This is a genomic window from Geodermatophilus sp. Leaf369 (genome assembly GCF_001424455.1).
Taxonomy (GTDB): domain Bacteria; phylum Actinomycetota; class Actinomycetes; order Mycobacteriales; family Geodermatophilaceae; genus Klenkia.
The window spans coordinates 680,762-696,526 of the sequence record NZ_LMQA01000001.1 but is presented as its reverse complement, the minus strand read 5'-3'; the positions used below and the strand labels follow the sequence as shown (position 1 = coordinate 696,526).

19 protein-coding genes and 1 tRNA gene are annotated in these 15,765 nt (G+C 74.8%); 11 read left to right on the top strand and 9 right to left on the bottom strand.

Annotated elements, in window-relative coordinates; translation table 11 throughout:
- Positions 1 to 8: 8 nt before the first annotated feature.
- Entirely contained in the window at positions 9 to 500 is a 492-nt protein-coding gene (gene bcp / locus ASG36_RS03400; protein WP_055759452.1) for a thioredoxin-dependent thiol peroxidase, read from the bottom strand.
- Positions 501 to 539: 39 nt separating this feature from the next.
- Positions 540 to 944, bottom strand: coding sequence for a YjbQ family protein (locus tag ASG36_RS03395; RefSeq protein ID WP_055759448.1), 405 nt, complete (start codon positions 942 to 944; stop codon positions 540 to 542).
- A gap of 106 nt (positions 945 to 1,050) precedes the next feature.
- Here ASG36_RS03395 and rph point away from each other — a divergent pair, with 106 nt between their 5' ends.
- Both rph and rdgB read left to right on the top strand, forming a co-directional pair.
- Positions 1,051 to 1,773, top strand: coding sequence for a ribonuclease PH (rph, locus tag ASG36_RS03390; protein ID WP_055759446.1), 723 nt, complete (start codon positions 1,051 to 1,053; stop codon positions 1,771 to 1,773).
- Complete coding sequence (gene rdgB / locus ASG36_RS03385; protein WP_055759441.1) at positions 1,770 to 2,372, top strand: RdgB/HAM1 family non-canonical purine NTP pyrophosphatase; 603 nt, start codon at positions 1,770 to 1,772, stop codon at positions 2,370 to 2,372. The genes rph and rdgB overlap by 4 nt, the downstream gene beginning before the upstream one ends.
- Here the strand turns inward: rdgB and ASG36_RS03380 are convergent.
- Both ASG36_RS03380 and ASG36_RS03375 read right to left on the bottom strand, forming a co-directional pair.
- Positions 2,369 to 2,905 carry a hypothetical protein gene (locus tag ASG36_RS03380; protein ID WP_055759438.1) on the bottom strand — a complete coding sequence of 179 codons (537 nt, stop codon included), beginning with the start codon at positions 2,903 to 2,905 and terminating at the stop codon, positions 2,369 to 2,371. The two genes, rdgB and ASG36_RS03380, sit on opposite strands and share 4 nt — an antisense overlap.
- The gene (locus ASG36_RS03375) at positions 2,902 to 5,568 is read right to left on the bottom strand and encodes a glycosyltransferase (protein ID WP_200944314.1); all 2,667 of its coding nucleotides are present in this window, start codon (positions 5,566 to 5,568) and stop codon (positions 2,902 to 2,904) included. Before ASG36_RS03375 ends, ASG36_RS03380 begins: the two co-directional genes overlap by 4 nt.
- Before the next feature lie 200 nt (positions 5,569 to 5,768).
- Here ASG36_RS03375 and ASG36_RS03370 point away from each other — a divergent pair, with 200 nt between their 5' ends.
- Positions 5,769 to 6,962 carry a glycosyltransferase family 2 protein gene (locus ASG36_RS03370; protein WP_162245165.1) on the top strand — a complete coding sequence of 398 codons (1,194 nt, stop codon included), beginning with the start codon at positions 5,769 to 5,771 and terminating at the stop codon, positions 6,960 to 6,962.
- 21 nt (positions 6,963 to 6,983) lie between these two features.
- Positions 6,984 to 7,142, top strand: a complete 159-nt coding sequence (locus ASG36_RS21750; RefSeq protein WP_157498534.1) for a hypothetical protein — start codon at positions 6,984 to 6,986, stop codon at positions 7,140 to 7,142.
- Between the two features lie 42 nt (positions 7,143 to 7,184).
- On the opposite strand, the gene ASG36_RS03365 is transcribed toward ASG36_RS21750, so the two are convergent.
- Both ASG36_RS03365 and ASG36_RS03360 read right to left on the bottom strand, forming a co-directional pair.
- On the bottom strand, positions 7,185 to 7,889 hold the full coding sequence (locus ASG36_RS03365; RefSeq protein ID WP_055759436.1) for a spermidine synthase: 705 nt from the start codon (positions 7,887 to 7,889) through the stop codon (positions 7,185 to 7,187).
- 22 nt (positions 7,890 to 7,911) lie between these two features.
- Positions 7,912 to 7,992, bottom strand: a tRNA-Leu gene (locus ASG36_RS03360).
- A 42-nt stretch (positions 7,993 to 8,034) separates the two neighbouring features.
- On the opposite strand from ASG36_RS03360, the gene ASG36_RS03355 reads away from it, so the two are divergent.
- From ASG36_RS03355 to ASG36_RS03330, 6 genes are read left to right on the top strand one after another with little or no spacing between them, the layout of a single operon-like run.
- Positions 8,035 to 8,283, top strand: a complete 249-nt coding sequence (locus tag ASG36_RS03355; RefSeq protein WP_055759433.1) for a hypothetical protein — start codon at positions 8,035 to 8,037, stop codon at positions 8,281 to 8,283.
- Positions 8,284 to 8,319: 36 nt separating this feature from the next.
- Positions 8,320 to 8,550: a DUF3618 domain-containing protein gene (locus tag ASG36_RS03350; RefSeq protein WP_055762311.1), complete on the top strand. Its 231-nt coding sequence runs from the start codon at positions 8,320 to 8,322 to the stop codon at positions 8,548 to 8,550.
- A 22-nt stretch (positions 8,551 to 8,572) separates the two neighbouring features.
- A complete protein-coding gene (locus ASG36_RS03345; protein ID WP_055759430.1) occupies positions 8,573 to 9,067 on the top strand; it encodes a DUF427 domain-containing protein in 495 nt (164 codons plus the stop codon).
- A 40-nt stretch (positions 9,068 to 9,107) separates the two neighbouring features.
- Complete coding sequence (locus ASG36_RS03340) at positions 9,108 to 9,401, top strand: metal-sensitive transcriptional regulator (protein ID WP_082522907.1); 294 nt, start codon at positions 9,108 to 9,110, stop codon at positions 9,399 to 9,401.
- A 25-nt stretch (positions 9,402 to 9,426) separates the two neighbouring features.
- Entirely contained in the window at positions 9,427 to 9,633 is a 207-nt protein-coding gene (locus ASG36_RS03335; RefSeq protein ID WP_055759425.1) for a heavy-metal-associated domain-containing protein, read from the top strand.
- Positions 9,630 to 11,864 (top strand): cation-translocating P-type ATPase, encoded by a 2,235-nt coding sequence (locus ASG36_RS03330; protein WP_055759423.1) that lies wholly within the window; start codon positions 9,630 to 9,632, stop codon positions 11,862 to 11,864. Before ASG36_RS03335 ends, ASG36_RS03330 begins: the two co-directional genes overlap by 4 nt.
- Positions 11,865 to 11,945: 81 nt before the next feature.
- Here ASG36_RS03330 and ASG36_RS03325 read toward each other — a convergent pair whose 3' ends face one another.
- A complete protein-coding gene (locus tag ASG36_RS03325) occupies positions 11,946 to 12,566 on the bottom strand; it encodes a TetR/AcrR family transcriptional regulator (RefSeq protein ID WP_055759419.1) in 621 nt (206 codons plus the stop codon).
- A 190-nt stretch (positions 12,567 to 12,756) separates the two neighbouring features.
- On the opposite strand from ASG36_RS03325, the gene ASG36_RS03320 reads away from it, so the two are divergent.
- On the top strand, positions 12,757 to 13,848 hold the full coding sequence (locus ASG36_RS03320; RefSeq protein ID WP_055759416.1) for an EAL domain-containing protein: 1,092 nt from the start codon (positions 12,757 to 12,759) through the stop codon (positions 13,846 to 13,848).
- Here ASG36_RS03320 and ASG36_RS03315 read toward each other — a convergent pair.
- Together ASG36_RS03315 and ASG36_RS03310 are read right to left on the bottom strand one after the other, a co-directional pair.
- Positions 13,845 to 14,450, bottom strand: a complete 606-nt coding sequence (locus ASG36_RS03315) for a histidine phosphatase family protein (RefSeq protein WP_235494528.1) — start codon at positions 14,448 to 14,450, stop codon at positions 13,845 to 13,847. The genes ASG36_RS03320 and ASG36_RS03315 overlap by 4 nt on opposite strands.
- Complete coding sequence (locus ASG36_RS03310; protein ID WP_055759412.1) at positions 14,443 to 15,708, bottom strand: CynX/NimT family MFS transporter; 1,266 nt, start codon at positions 15,706 to 15,708, stop codon at positions 14,443 to 14,445. Before ASG36_RS03310 ends, ASG36_RS03315 begins: the two co-directional genes overlap by 8 nt.
- Positions 15,709 to 15,765 lie beyond the last annotated feature (57 nt).

Genomic DNA, 15,765 nt, shown 5'->3' with positions numbered 1-15,765 from the left:
CACCAGGGTCAGCTGAGACCCAGGTCGCGGCGCAGCTTGGCCACGTGGCCGGTGGCCTTGACGTTGTAGCCGGCCCGCTCGACCTTGCCGTCGGCGTCGATGACGAAGGTCGACCGGATGACCCCGACGACCTCCTTGCCGTACAGCTTCTTCGGGCCGTAGGCGCCGTAGGCCTGCAGCACCGCCTTGTCCGGGTCGGAGACGAGCGTGATCGACAGGGACTCCTGCTCCCGGAAGCGGGACAGCTTCTCCGGGGCGTCCGGGGAGATGCCGATGATGTCCAGCCCGGCCTCGGCGAACTCCCCGGCCGCGGCGGTGAAGTCCACCGCCTGCGTGGTGCAGCCCGGGGTCAGTGCCGCCGGGTAGCAGTAGACGACGACCCGGCGGCCGCGCTGGTCGGCCAGGGACACCGGGTTGCCGTCGGCGTCCGGCAGCGTGAAGTCGGGGGCCTGGTCGCCGGGGGCGAGCCGGAACGGGGTGGCGGTGTCGCTGTCGGTCACGGGTGCATGGTGGCAGACCCGGCGACCCGGGTGCGCAGCTCAGCCGGGCAGGAAGCTGAACCGCACGTGCCGGGTCGGGTTGTCCCCGTTGGTGTCCACGAAGCAGACCCGCTGCCAGGTGCCCAGCGCCATCCGGCCCTCGAGCACCGGGACGGTGGCGTGCGGCGGGACGAACGCCGGCAGCACGTGGTCCCGGCCGTGCCCGGGGGAGCCGTGCCGGTGCCGCCAGCGACCGTCGGTGGGCAGGAGCACGTCCAGCTGCGCCAGGAGGTCGTCGTCGCTGCCGGCGCCGGTCTCGATGATCGCGATGCCGGCGGTGGCGTGCGGGACGAACACCTGCAGCAGGCCGTCGCCCTCGCCGCGGACGAACGCCGCGCACTCCTCGGTCAGGTCGACCACGCTGGGGACGCCGCCGGTGCGCACCTGGCGCAGTTCCGATCGCATGCGGTGATCGTCCCCGACCGCGGGCGGCGCAGCACGGTGGCGGCCTCGACCCGCTGCCCTCGGGACGACGGGGACGGCCGCGGCCGCCCCACTACCCTCGACCCCCGTGACCCGCCCCGACGGCCGTAGCGCCGACCAGCTCCGTCCGGTGACCATCACCCGCAACTGGCTCGACCACGCCGAGGGCTCGGTGCTGGTGGAGTTCGGCCGCACCCGGGTGCTGTGCGCGGCCAGCGTCACCGAGGGCGTCCCCCGCTGGCGCCGTGGCTCCGGGCTGGGCTGGGTGACCGCCGAGTACTCGATGCTGCCGCGGGCCACGCACACCCGCAGCGACCGGGAGTCGGTCAAGGGCAAGATCGGCGGCCGCACCCACGAGATCAGCCGGCTGATCGGCCGCTCGCTGCGCGCCTCGATCGACCTCTCCGCGCTGGGGGAGAACTCCATCGCGCTGGACTGCGACGTGCTGCAGGCCGACGGCGGCACCCGGACCGCGGCGATCACCGGCGCGTACGTGGCCCTGGCCGACGCTGTGTCGTACCTGGGCGAGCGGAAGAAGCTGGCGAAGAAGGAGCCGCTGGTGCAGTCGGTGGCCGCGGTCAGCGTCGGCGTGATCGACGGGGAGCCGCGGCTGGACCTGGCCTACGAGGAGGACGTGCGGGCCGGCACCGACATGAACGTGGTCTGCACCGGGGACGGCGGCTTCGTCGAGGTGCAGGGCACCGCCGAGGGCGCGGTGTTCGACCGGGCGACCCTGGACCAGCTGCTGGACCTCGCCGTCGCCGGGTGCGCCGACCTGACCCGCCTGCAGGCCGAGGCGCTGGCGCGATGACGCAGCTCCTGCTGGCCACCCGCAACGCCGGGAAGCTGCTGGAGCTGCAGCGGCTGCTGGCCACCGCGGTGCCCGGGGTCGAGGTGCTCGGGCTGCGGGACGTCGCGGAGTACCCGGAGGCGCCCGAGACCGGCGCGACCTTCGCCGAGAACGCGCTGCTCAAGGCGCGCGAGGCGGTGCGGTACACCGGCCTGCCCGCGGTGGCCGACGACTCGGGGATCACCGTGGACGCGCTCAACGGCATGCCCGGCGTGCTGTCGGCCCGCTGGTCGGGCCGGCACGGCGACGACCCGGCCAACACCGCACTGCTGCTCGCGCAGCTCGCCGACGTGCCCGACGAGCGCCGGGGCGCGGCCTTCGTCTGCGCCGCCGCGCTGGTCACCCCCGACGGCGTCGAGCGGGTGCTGGAGCGGGAGTGGCGCGGGGTGGTGCTGCGCGAGGGGCGCGGCACCAACGGCTTCGGCTACGACCCGGTGTTCGTCCCCGCCGGCGGGGACCGCAGCTCCGCCGAGCTGACCCCCGAGGAGAAGGACGCAGCCAGCCACCGCGGCCAGGCGTTCGCCGCCCTGGTACCGGTGCTGGCCGAGCTCCTGGGCTAGCCGCGGTGCTGGGTCCAGGTGATGAACGCCAGGGCCCCGGTGACGAAGACCGGCGGGAAGGCCAGCACCAGGAAGGCCGCGACCACCCGGTCGGTCCGCCACAGCACCCGCAGCCGGGACGGCAGCCCGCTGCCCGGTGACGTGTCGCCGGGGGCCGGCTCCAGCGGCGCCCCGGTGGAGCGCGCGGCCTGCCAGGCCTCCACGCGCGCCCACCCCGGGGCGACGCCGCAGACCAGCGCGACGACGACGAGCACCAGCAGCGTCGACAGCAGGTGACCGGGCTCCAGCACCACCAGCCCGGCGGCCCCGGCCCCGGCGGCGAACCCGGCGATGGTGATGGCGCCGAGGCTGAACACCAGGCCGAAGAGCAGCACGAGGGTGGCGCAGACCCCGACCAGGGTCAGGTGCAGGTCGGTGGTGGTGAGCAGGGCGACGACGAGCTCGACGGCCACCAGCGCCAGCGCCACCAGGAGCACCGCGGTCATCGGGATCCGGATGGGGTGCCGGGGTGCGGCCGGCGCGAGGGCGGTCACGGCCGCTCCAGCCAGCCGAGGAGCCCGGTGGACGGTTCGGGCTGACGGTGCCGCGCAGCGTGCCGGGCGGTCGGCCGGGCGGTCGGCCGGGCGTGAGGCGTGCCGGCGCTCGCGGGCACCGGCGGCAGGGTCGGCTGGGGGTTCGTCGAGGGCGGCACCGGCACCGGTGGGGTGGCCAACGGGTGGACGTGCTCGGGCCCGGGGGTGCGCGGCGCGACCGGGGGCAGCGGGCCCGACCGGCGCACCGGGTCGGGCTCGCTCGGCGCGGAGGGGACCGGGGGGCGGTCCCGCTGCGGCACCGGGGTCTCGTCCGGCGTGGAGAGCACCGGCACCGGTGTCGGCGACGGGGGAGCCAGCAGCACCGGCGGGGTGGTCGGCGTCGCCGGTGCCAGCAGCACCAGCGAGGAGTCCGGCCGGGCCCGCTGCGGGCTGCCGGGGTCCCGCGGGGCGAACTCCACCAGCAGGTCCCGCTCGTCGAGGACCTCCAGCTCGGCACGCAGCAGCGCGAGGTCGTCGAGGTCGAGAGGGGGCACGGGGTCCTCCGCGGGCGTCGGGGTCGGGTCGGTGGGGGACTGCGGGGCGGCCGCAGCGGCAACAGCGGCAGCAGCCGCGGCCAGGGCGGGCACGGCGAGGGCGGCGGGGACCCGCTCGCGCACCGGGCCGGCGGCGGCCGTGGCGCTCTCGCCGACCGCGGGGGTGGCGGGCTCGGCGGGGGACGCGTCGTCGTCGGCGTCGTCGTCCTGGGTGTGGCTGGTCAGCCCGTGCTGGGTCTTCTCCCAGTAGAAGGGGTTGGTGACCAGCTGCCAGGCCGCCTTGTAGGAGGCCACCGAGTGCAGCATCCAGTAGAACGGCGAGAGCAGCGCGTAGCCGACCAGGCCGTACGTGCGCCGCTTGAACCCGGCCAGCAGGCTCAGGTAGACGATCATCCCGTTGCCGATGAGCAGGTTGGCCAGGCTGACGTACATCAGCCACGGCGGCAGCACCGGGGCGAACCACTGCGGCATCGCCAGGTACAGCGCGAACAGCACCCACAGCAGCGGGGTGAGCAGGAAGGTGGCCGGGGTGCCGCCGATGGTCAGCAGGAACCCGATCGCCTGACGCAGACCGATCTGGCGGACCAGCCGCAGCGGGTGCCGGGTGTGCACCAGGAACGTCTGCATGTAGCCCTTGATCCAGCGGCTGCGCTGCCGGATCCAGTTGCCGACGGCCATGTTGGCCTCTTCGTAGGTGGTCGAGTTGACCACGGTGACGCGGCCGCCACGGGCCGAGGAGCGGACACCCAGGTCGGCGTCCTCGGTGACGTTGAAGGGGTCCCAGCCGCCGAGTTCGCGCAGCATGTCGGCCCGGAAGTGGTTGCTGGTGCCGCCCAGGGGGATGGGCAGCCGCATCGCGTCCAGGCCGGGCAGCGTGTAGTCGAACCACGAGGAGTACTCGAGGGTGAACATGCGGGTCAGCAGGTTCTCCTCGGCGTTGAAGTAGTTCAGCGCCGCCTGCACGCAGACCAGGTCGTCCCCGCCCTTGGCGAAGGCCACCACGGACTTCTTGAGCTGGTCGGGGTCGGGGCGGTCCTCGGCGTCGTAGATGACCACCAGGTCACCGCGGGCGAAGGCCAGGCCCACGTTGCAGGCCCGCGGCTTGGTCTTGGGCAGCGAGTGCGGCACCACGAGGATGCGGACGATGTCCGGCGGGGCGGCGGCGAGGGCGGCCTGCAGGGTCTCCGGGTCGTCCTCCTCCAGCAGGAGCAGGATCTCCAGCTTCTCCCGGGGGTAGTCCAGCGAGGACAGGTTCTTCATCAGCAGGCCGACGATCCCGGCCTCCCGGTAGACCGGCACCAGGATCGTGTACCTCGGCAGCTCGGCGTCGACCAGCGCCGCGACCTCCTCCTCGGTGACCTGCTCGACCGTCTCCGACGCCGTCCCCACGGTGCTGATGAGCGCCTTCGCCCCGACCGAGAGCCCGATGGTCACGTTCACCACCGCCAGCAGGACGACGATCGTGGTGGGGGCGTCGAGCAGCAGCCCGACGACGACGGCGAGGAGCGCGACCCCGGCGGCGGCCACCTGCTGCCAGGTGAAGACGGTGGAGGCCGACTCGTCGGGACGACGCTCGGCCAGCGAGGACACCGCCTCGTGCACGACCTCCTCGCGCCAGACGGTCCGCAGCGCGCGCTGGACGTCCCAGTCGGTGGTGACGACCTGGTGCACCCGGTCGATCCCGGTGCGCTCGACGACCTCCTGGGCGATGTGCGCCGAGGGGCGGCCGGCGGTGGCGACGACGACCTGCAGCTCGCCGTCCTCGTCGCGTTCGGTGCGCAGCGGCACCCACGTCTCGCGGGCCAGCATCGGGTAGGGGAAGAGCTGGGCCAGGTCGGGGTCGACCTCGACTGGGTCGACGAACGCCATCTCGGCGCCCCACACCTCGGCCAGGGCCACGTAGAGCTGCCGGCGGGTGATCCACTGCTTGGCCAGCAGGACGCTGCCCAGGGGCTCGCCGACCCGGGCGGCCTGCCGCAGGCCCTCGGCGAGCTGCTCCGCGGTGACGACGTGGGTGTCGACCAGCACGTCGCCCAGTCGGCGTTCCCGGCCGACCGGGGTGGCCGGCAGGGGGCCGCGCACCAGGGTGGCGTCGTCCTCTCCCGGATCGGGGCGTACGGAAGTGGTCACCCGGTGGAGGTCGGCACCCCCACGCCGTGATCACAGGCGGGGTGGCCCGGTGTCACCCGGTGGGGTGGGGTGCCCGGGCGCCGGGAAGCCGGGCCGTCACCCCCGAGGGTGGACCCTGCACCGAGGGTCTTGTCGTGCACGACCGGGTGGGGTGCAGTTCGCCCCGACAGGAGTCCCGGAGCGAACGAGCAGGAGAACAGGTGTCGCACGTCCCCCCGGCCAAGGTGGTCGTGCTCATCCCCGCCCACGACGAGGCGGCGACCATCGTGTCGACACTGGTGGCGCTCCGGTCGCAGACGCGTCACCCCGACCGGGTGGTGGTGGTCGCGGACAACTGCTCCGACGACACCGCAGCCCTCGCCCGGGCCCAGGGCGCCGAGGTGCTCGAGACCGTCGGGAACACCGACAAGAAGGCCGGCGCCCTCAACCAGGCCCTCGAGCAGCGGTTCCGCCGGGCGACCACCGCCGACCGCCGGGACGGGCCGACCCCCAAGCACCACGTCCGGCGCGGTCCCGACCGCCGGGCCGTCGCCGACAACACCACCCCGGACCTGTCCGAGGACGACTTCGTGCTGGTGATGGACGCCGACACCGAGCTGGCACCGGGCTTCATCGCCGCCGCCGCATCGAGCCTGGAGAGCTCGGCGGCGATCGGGGCGGCCGGTGGCCTCTTCTACGGCCACCCCGGGGCGGGAGTGCTCGGTCAGCTGCAGCGCAACGAGTACAGCCGCTACAGCCGGGACGTCGGCCGGACGGGCCGCGTCATGGTGCTCACCGGCACCGGCACGCTCTTCCGGGTCTCGGCGCTGCGCGAGGTGGCCGCCGCCCGGGGGACGACGCTGCCGGGCACGCGCGGGCAGGTCTACGACACCCTGGCGTTGACCGAGGACAACGAGCTCACCCTGGCGCTGAAGACCCTGGGCTGGCGGCTCACCAGCCCGCGCGCCTGTGCCGTCGTCACCGAGATCATGCCGGCCTGGTCCGACCTCTGGAAGCAGCGGATGCGGTGGCAGCGCGGGGCGCTGGAGAACCTGCGGCACTACGGCCTCTCCCGGGTGACCCTCCGGTACTGGGGGCAGCAGCTCGGCATCGGCCTCGGGGTGCTCGCCTTCCAGTGCTACCTGCTGCTCACCGTCCTGGTGTTCACGGTGGGCAGCGGCCCGCAGCTGAACTGGTTCTGGACCGGGGTGGGCGGGGTCTTCCTGCTCGAACGGGTCGTCACCGTCTCGCGCGGGGGCTGGCGGGCCCAGGCGCTGGCCCTGCCGCTGGTGCCCGAGCTGCTCTACGACCTGTTCATCCAGGCCGTCTTCGTCCGGTCCCTCCTCGACGTGCTGCGTCGGCGCGAGGCGACCTGGCACCACCTCGCCGTCCCGGCCACCTCGGCCGCGGCCTGACACCCCGGAGGGAGGTGCTCCGTGTACAGCAACGTGGGTCCTGCGACCGCAGGCGGACTGGGTGGGGCGACGACGCTCGCCTACACCGGCTTCTCCACCCTCGCCGTCGTCGTCGCGGCGGTGACGCTGCTCTTCGCCGGCCTGGCGCTGCTCAAGCTCGTCCCGCGTCGGGCGCGCTGAGCTCGGCTGCGGCGCACCCACCGGGTGCGCCGCAGGGGTGGCTCAGCGGGCGGTGAAGACCACGTTCGACGACGTCCCGCCGGTCAGCGGGTTCGCGAAGACCACCTCGTGCACGGCGGAGTGGGTGGCGACGCCGGCCAGGGTGGCGGCGAACGCGTCGTCGCCGGCGTCGGACCACAGCGCGAACACCCCGCCGGGACGGAGGAGGGCGAGGAGCCGGCGCAGCCCGTCGGGGGAGTAGAAGCCGGCGTGGCTGGGGTGCAGGTGGTGCGTGGGGGTGTGGTCGACGTCGAGCAGGACGGCGTCGAAACGCCGGCCCGGCTGCTCGGGGTCGAGGTCACCGGCCGCCACCCGGGCGAAGAAGTCCCCCTGCACCAGCCGCACCCGGGGGTCGGCGGCCAGCCCGACGGTGTCGGGGAGCAGGTCGCGGCGGTGCCAGTCGACGACGTCCTCGAGCGCCTCGACCACGGTCAGCGAGGCCACCCGGGGGTCGGCCAGTGCGGCCCGGGCGGTGTAGCCCAGGCCCAGCCCGCCGACGACGACGTCCAGCGGCCCGGGGCCCGCCTCCGCCAGACCCAGCCGGGACAGCTGCACCTCGCCCTCGGTGAAGGCGCTGGACATGAGGAACTCCTCGCCCAGCTTCACCTCGTACACGTCCACCCCGAGCTGCGGGTCACGGCGGCGGCGCAGGCTGATCTCGCCCATCGGGGTGTCGCGGAAGGCCAGCTCCTGCAGACGTGCGCTCACGGGTGCCTCTCGGTCGCCGGGGTGCGGGAGGCGGGAGTCGAACCCGCACGCCCGAAGGCACCAGCTCCTAAGGCTGGCGTGGCTGCCGTTACACCACTCCCGCGTGCCGGGGATCCTACGAGGTGGGGGAGCTACCGTCGGGCGCATGGCTGACCTGGAGGCGCTGCGTCGCTTCGGTGTGGTGCTGGAGATGGCCGAGGCCGCCGGGGACGGCGACTGGGCGGGCTGGACGACGATCATCGCCGGGCTCGACGAGGACCTGCGGGCCGACGTGGTGCGGCAGTCCTCGCTGGTGGTGGCGATGTTGTGCGAGCGGGAGGCCGAGCGCCGCGGTGTCAGCCGGGACCAGTTCCTCGCCCAGTTCCGCGCCGAGGTGATGGAGCAGCTGGGCTGAGGGGTGCGCGCGGCCTGCGCATGGCAGGCTGTGCCCGTGCCACGCAGCCCCGAGCAGATCCAGCAGGAGATCGACGCCGCCCGCGAGTCGCTGGCGGCCACTCTCGACCAGCTCGTCTACCGGGGCAGCCCGAAGCGGTTGACCGCCCAGGCCCAGGCCCGGGCACAGCACTTCCTCACCACCCCGGCCGGGCAGGCGGCGATGGCCGCCGTCGGGCTGCTGGTCACCGTGGTCGTCGTGCAGAAGATCCGGCACCGCAACCGGTGACCAGGCGCACACTCGAGGCGTGATGCACCCGCGCCCCGACCCCGTACGCCCCGGCCAGGAGTCCGTCTGGGACTACCCCCGGCCCCCCTCCGCCGACGTCACGCCCCGCCGCGTCGAGGTCGTCCTCGGCGGCCGCACCATCGCCAGCACCACCGGCGCCGCCCGGGTCTGCGAGACCAGCCACCCGCCGGTGTTCTACGTCCCCCGCGCCGACATCGCCGAGGGCGTGCTGGAGAAGGCGTCCGGCGCCAGCTGGTGCGAGTGGAAGGGCGTGGCCACCTACTGGGACGCCGTGGTCGACGGCGTCCGCTTCCCCGCCGTGGGCTGGAGCTACGAGAACCCCACGGACGGGTACCGGCACCTGCGGGGGGCCGTGGCGTTCTACCCCTCGAAGCTGGACCGGGCGACCGTGGACGGGGAGACGGTGCGGGCCCAGGCCGGGGACTTCTACGGCGGCTGGATCACCGACGACGTGGTCGGTCCGTTCAAGGGCGAGGCCGGCACCCGCGGCTGGTGACGGGTCGACACCCCTACCCCCTAGGGGTATGTTCGGCGGTGTGACCGGATACGAGGGCAACAAGGACCAGGTGCTGGCCCGGCTCAAGCGGGTCGAGGGGCAGGTCCGGGGCATCGCCCGGATGGTCGAGGACGACACCTACTGCATCGACGTCCTGACCCAGGTGTCCGCCGCGACCAGCGCGCTGCAGGCCGTCGCCCTGGGCCTGCTCGACGACCACCTGGGCCACTGCGTGCGCGACGCCGTCGCCAGCAGCGCCCAGGACGACGGTGCCGCCGCCGACGCCAAGATCGCCGAGGCCTCGGCCGCGATCGCGCGCCTCGTCCGTCGCTGACCCCCCGAGACCCCAGGAGACCCCCGTGCAGACCCAGACCTTCACCGTCACCGGCATGACCTGCCAGCACTGCGTCGCCTCCGTCACCGAGGAGGTGTCCGAGCTCGACGGCGTCACCGGCGTGGACGTCGACCTGGACAGCGCGACCCTGCGGGTCACCGGGCAGGACGTCACCACCGAGCAGGTCCAGGCGGCCGTGGTGGAGGCCGGCTACACCGCGGACCCGGCATGACCGCCGCGGCCGGCACCCACCACGAGGTCCGCCTCGACATCACCGGGATGACCTGCGCCAGCTGCGCGAACCGCATCGAGCGCAAGCTCAACAAGGTCGAGGGCGTGCAGGCCACGGTCAACTACGCCACCGAGGCCGCCACGGTGCGCTTCGACCGGGACACCGTCGACACCGACCAGCTGCTCGCCACGGTCGCCGCCGCCGGCTACGCCGCGTCGCTGCCGGCCCCGCCCGCGGTCGACGACGAGCCCGGGCCCGACGACGACGCCCCGACGGCGGAGGACCGTGCGCTGCGCCAGCGGCTCGTGGTGTCCGCCGCCCTGGCCCTGCCGGTGCTCCTGCTGTCGATGGTCCCGCCGCTGCAGTTCGAGAACTGGCAGTGGCTGGCCCTCACCCTGGCCAGCCCGGTCGCCGTCTGGGGGGCCTGGCCCTTCCACCGGGCCGCGGCGGTCAACGCCCGGCACGGCGCCTCCACGATGGACACCCTGGTGTCGATCGGCATCGTCGCGGCCTTCGTGTGGTCGCTGTACGCGCTGTTCCTCGGTGACGCCGGGGCACCCGGCATGCGGATGGAGTTCCACCTGCTCGCCGAGCAGGGTGCCGGGACCAGCGAGCTGTACCTGGAGGTCGCCGCCGCCGTCACCGTGTTCCTGCTGGCCGGCCGGTACGCGGAGTCCCGGGCCAAGCGCCGGTCGGGCTCCGCGCTGCGGGCGCTGCTGACCCTGGGCGCCAAGGACGCCGCCGTGCTCCGCGACGGCGTCGAGGTCCGGGTGCCGGCGGACCGGCTCGCCGTCGGGGACCGGTTCGTCGTCCGGCCGGGGGAGAAGGTCGCCACCGACGGCGTCGTCGTCTCCGGGTCCTCGGCCGTGGACGCCTCGATGCTCACCGGGGAGTCCGTGCCGGTCGAGGTCGGCGTCGGCGACCGGGTCACCGGGGCGACGGTGAACGTCGGCGGCCGGCTGGTCGTCGAGGCCGACCGGGTCGGTGCCGAGACCACCCTGGCCGCGCTCGGCCGGCTGGTGACCGCCGCGCAGAGCGGCAAGGCCCCCGTCCAGCGGCTGGCCGACCGGGTGTCGGCGGTGTTCGTCCCCGTCGTGCTGGTGATCGCGCTGGCCACGCTGGTGGTCTGGCTGCTGGTCACCGGTGACGTCGCCGCGGCGTTCACCTCCGCCGTCGCCGTGCTGGTCATCGCCTGCCCGTGCGCGCTGGGCCTGGCCACCCCCACCGCCCTGCTGGTGGGCACCGGCCGCGGCGCCCAGCTCGGCATCGTGATCAAGGGCCCCGAGGTGCTGGAGTCCACGCGCCGGGTCGACACCGTCGTGCTGGACAAGACCGGCACGGTCACCACCGGGGAGATGGCCCTGGTCGAGGTGGTCGGGCACCCCGACACGCTCCGGTTCGCCGCGGCGGTCGAGGCGGCCTCCGAGCACCCGATCGCCCGGGCCGTGGTGCGCGCCGCCGCCCAGCCGCTGCCCGAGGTGCACGACTTCGCGAACCGGCAGGGCCGGGGGGTCTCCGGCACCGTCGAGGGCCGCCTGGTCGTCGTCGGGCGGGTCGGGGAGATGCCCGCCCCGCCGTCGGCCGAGCTGGCGGTCGCGGTCGCCCGGGCAGAGGACTCCGGCCGGACCGCGGTGCTCGTCGCCGTGGACGGCGAGGTGGTCGGGCTCTGCGTCGTCGCCGACACCGTCAAGCCCAGCAGTGCCGCGGCGATCGCCGCGCTGCGGGACCTGGGGTTGGCCCCGGTCCTGGTCACCGGCGACAACGCCGGGGCCGCTGCGGCGGTCGCCCGGGCGGTGGGGCTGGACCCCGACGCCGGCGAGGTGGTCGCCGGGGAGCTGCCCGAGGGCAAGGTCGACGTCGTCCGCGGCCTGCAGGCCCGGGGGCGGGTCGTCGCCGTGGTGGGGGACGGGGTGAACGACGCCCCGGCCCTGGCCCAGGCCGACCTGGGTCTGGCCATGGGCACCGGCACCGACGCCGCGATCGAGGCCGCCGACCTGACCCTGGTGCGCGCCGACCTGTCCGCGGCCGTCGACGCCGTCCGGCTGTCGCGGCGGACGCTGGCCACCATCAAGGCCAACCTGTTCTGGGCCTTCGCCTACAACGTGGCGTTGGTCCCGCTGGCCGCGCTGGGGTTCCTCAACCCGGTGCTGGCCGGGCTGGCGATGGCGGCGTCCTCGGTGCTCGTGGTGGGCAACAGCCTGCGGCTGCGGAGGTTCACCGCCAGCGGCTGACCCCGGACGTGGCAGCGACCCGCCCCCCGGGGGAGAGGACGGGCCGCGCCGGATCGTGCGGGCCTCGCGGCCCGGGTCGGGTCAGTTGCTGCAGCGCTCCCGGACCAGCGGGAGGACGACGGTGTCGACGATCGAGTCGGCGTAGGCCTCGTCGAGCGGCTCACCGGTGAGCAGCCACCGCTGCACGACCAGGGCGGAGGCGGCGTCGGCGACCGTCGAGCCGACCAGGCCCTCGCGGACCTCGCCGCGGGCCTCGGCCCGACCCCAGACCTCGCGGAAGGCCTCGGTCCACTGGCCCAGCGGGCCGTTGCGGAAGGCGTCGGCCAGCGCCGGCTGGTGGGGGAGCGTGGACAGCAGCGACATCGTGGCCGCACCGAGGGGGCCGTTGACCACGTGCACCAGGGAGCGCAGCAGCCCGCGGAGGTCGCCCTCGAGGGAACCGGTGTCCGGGGTGGAGGTCTCGGCCCGGTTCATCTCGGCGATCGTGTCCACGACGAGGTCGGACTTGGTGCGCCAGCGGCGGTAGATGGTCGCCTTGCCGACACCGGCCTCGGCAGCCACGGCGTCCATGGTGAGGGCGTTGTAACCGACGTCGGCGAGGAGTCGCAGGATGGCCGCTCGGATGACGCCGTCACGGGAGGGGTCGCGCGGGCGGCCGCCGCGGCTGGAACGCGGGGCCTCCGTGGAGATGAGAGCTGCCATGGCCAATACTTTAGACCGAAAGATCCTCGACGACCGTCCGAGCTGGCCTGCTGCGTTCCGACACGCCGGTGTTCGTGGGGCAGTTCACACCAGGGGGGCCGTTGCCGCCAACGCTCGTGTTGACCGTCCCCCGAGTGTGGCACCCGCGCGCCTGGCGAACGCGCCCGGGCGTGTCGAGCATCCTCCAGGGGTGACCGGACCCGCGGAGGACCTGCGCCCGGGCTGGCCCACGCCGCGCCGGGTGCGCCGGCTGCTGCTGGCCACGCCCGTCGAGCACGTGCTGCCGATGGTCGCCCGGTCCGCGACGGCGCTCGGCCTGAACGCGGAGTCCACACCGGGCCTGCTCGACGTGGTGGAGGACTCGCGTCCCCTGGACGGGCGGCGGTTCGACCAGCTCTTCGCCCGGCTGGCCCGTGAGCTGACCGCGGCGGAGACCGACGCGGTGCGGGTGGCGACCGACCCCGACTCCGACGACGGGGCCGTGCTCGCCGCCCAGCTGCTGGCCGCGCCCTCGCTGTCGGTCGAGCTGGCCCGGCGCGGGGTGACCGTGGAGGTCGGCCTGCTCACCGAGGCCGCGCTCTGGCCGGTCTACCAGCCGGTCGTCGACCTGACCGACGGCCGGGTGGTGGGTCACGAGGCGCTGCTGCGCGGTCGGGTGGACGGCCGCGAGGTCGGCGGCGGTGACCTGTTCTTCCTCGCCGCGGCCGCCGGGTGGACCGACCGGCTGGACCGCCTGGCCCGGGAGGCCGCGGTCCGCGGGGCGGCCGGCTGGCTCGGAGACGCCGACCTGTACGTCAACAGCTCGCCCGAGGCGGTCTACCGGCCGCAGGTCTGCCTGGAGGGCACCGAGGCGGCGGTGCACGAGGCGGGCCTGCGCCCCGAGCAGGTCGTGGTCGAGGTGGTCGAGGCGCACGCCGCCCGCGACCGGGGGCACCTGCTGGCCGTGCTGGAGCACCAGCGCTCGCTGGGCTGGCGGGTGGCGCTGGACGACGTCGGGGTCGGCTGGTCCAGCCTCGCGCTGGTCTCCGCGCTGCGCCCGGACGTGGTGAAGCTGGACAAGGCGCTGGTCGGTCGGCTCGACGACGCTGCTGCCCAGGCCGTCGTCGGCGCTCTGGTGGAGCTGGCGCACTCCCTCGACGCCGTCGTGGTCGCCGAGGGCGTGGAGAGCGAGCAGCGGGCGGAACAGGTGCGTGCGCTGGGCGTGGACCTCGGGCAGGGGTGGCTGTTCGGCCGCCCGGTGCGGCCGGCGGTCGCGCTGCCCGAGGAGCTGGCGGTCCCCTAGCCCTCGGGGGTGCTCACGTTCCAGCCGGTGAGGGCCGGGCGGTCGTGTTCGTGGCCCAGCACGCCGTAGGAGCCCGCGTGCAGCGCGAAGAGCGACCCGGCCTCCGGTGCCAGGCTCAGCCACCGGGCGGTCAGGACCCGCAGCACGTGCCCGTGCGCGACCAGGGCCACGTCACCGTCGGTCAGCAGGGGGCGCACCCGGGACAGCACCCGGTCCACCCGGGCGCCGACCTCGGCGAGGGTCTCCCCGGGGGTGTCGCCGGGCTCGGTGCCGTCGGTCCACAGCGACCAGGTGCGCCCGAGCTCGGCGGAGATGTCGGGGGTGGTGCGGCCCTCCCACCGGCCGTAGTCGACCTCGACCAGGTCGGGGTCGACGGTGTCGGTGGACAACCCGGCGAGCTCGGCGGTGCGCCGGGCCCGCTCGCGGGGGCTCACGAGCACGGCGGTGAACCGGCGGGCGGCCATCGGCCCACGCAGCCGACGGGCCTGCTCCTCGCCCTCGGGCAGCAGCGGCAGGTCGGTGACGCTGGTGTGCTGACCGCTGCGGCTCCACTCGGTCTGTCCGTGCCGCAGCACCACCAGCTCGTGCAACGTCTCAGCCACGTCCGGCCCCCTCCGTGCGTCCACCGGCGGACAGCCCGCCGGCCACCGCCATCACGGCGACGGCGCCCAGGATGACCAGCATCGGGACGGTCCAGCCACCCGAGAGGTCGTGCACCGCGCCGATGACCAGGGGCCCGGTCGCCGCGATGACGTACCCGCCACCCTGCACGGTCGCCGAGGTGCGCCGGTTCTCCACCAGGTCCCGCGAGCGGGCGACGATCGCGATGAAGACCACGGTGATCCCCCCGCCCTGGGCGACCCCGGCCAGCGAGGACCACACCGCCCACAGCCCCGGTGCCACGATCAGCCCGATCGGCAGCGTGGCCCAGGCGGCCGTGACGGCCAGCAGCACCGCCGCGGGCCGCTTCCACCACGCCACCAGCGCCGGGACGGCGAAGGCGCCCACCACGGCGAACACCTGGAACAGCGACGAGCTGGCCCCGGCCGCGGCGCGGGTGAGGCCCTGCTCGTCGGCCAGCAGGCTGGGCAGCCACGCCGTCACCCCGTAGTAGCTGAAGGCCTGCATGCCGAACGCCAGGGTGAGCCCCCACACCGCGGGCTGCCGCGTGACCGGGCGGTGCGGGACGGTCGGGGTCGGCGGTCCGGGGACGTCCCCGGCCGCGGCCTGGGCGGCGCTCACCGCGGCGGTCCGCACCCGCTGCCGGCGCAGCGCCGCCGTCCACACCCCGGCCGCGGCGAGCACCAGCAGCCCCCAGGAGGCCAGCGCCCAGCGCCAGCCCACCAGGTCGGCCAACGGGGCCGTGGCGGTGGTGGTCAGCGCCGACCCCACGTTCAGTGCTGCGGTGTAGGCCGCGGTGACCACGTTCCGTGCGGTGGGGAAGTCCTGGCCGATGACCACCGGCAGCACCACGTTGCCCACCGTGATGGCCAGGCCGATCACCACCGTGCCGGCGATCGCGGTGCGCGCGTCGCCGACCGAGCGCAGCACCGTGCCGGCCAGGATCCCGGCCAGCGCGACCAGCACCGCCCGGTGCGGCCCGGTGCGGGCGATGACCGCGGAGGCCAGCGGGGCGGCCAGACCGAAGCAGAGCACCGGGATGGCGGTGAGCAGGCCGATCGTCCCGGCGTCGACGTCGAGGTCCACCCGCAGGTCCCCGACCACCGGGGCGGTCGCCACCAGGGGGCCACGCAGGTTGAGCGCGACCAGCAGCACGCCGGCGAGCAGCAGTCCGGGGACCGCGACGGCCGACAGCCGCCGTGGGGTGCGGTCCGGGGCGGTGGGGGCCGGGGTGGTCACCCCGACACCTTCCTCCCCGCCCGCCGGGCACCCTCGTCGGAGGGGTCCCGGGACCCC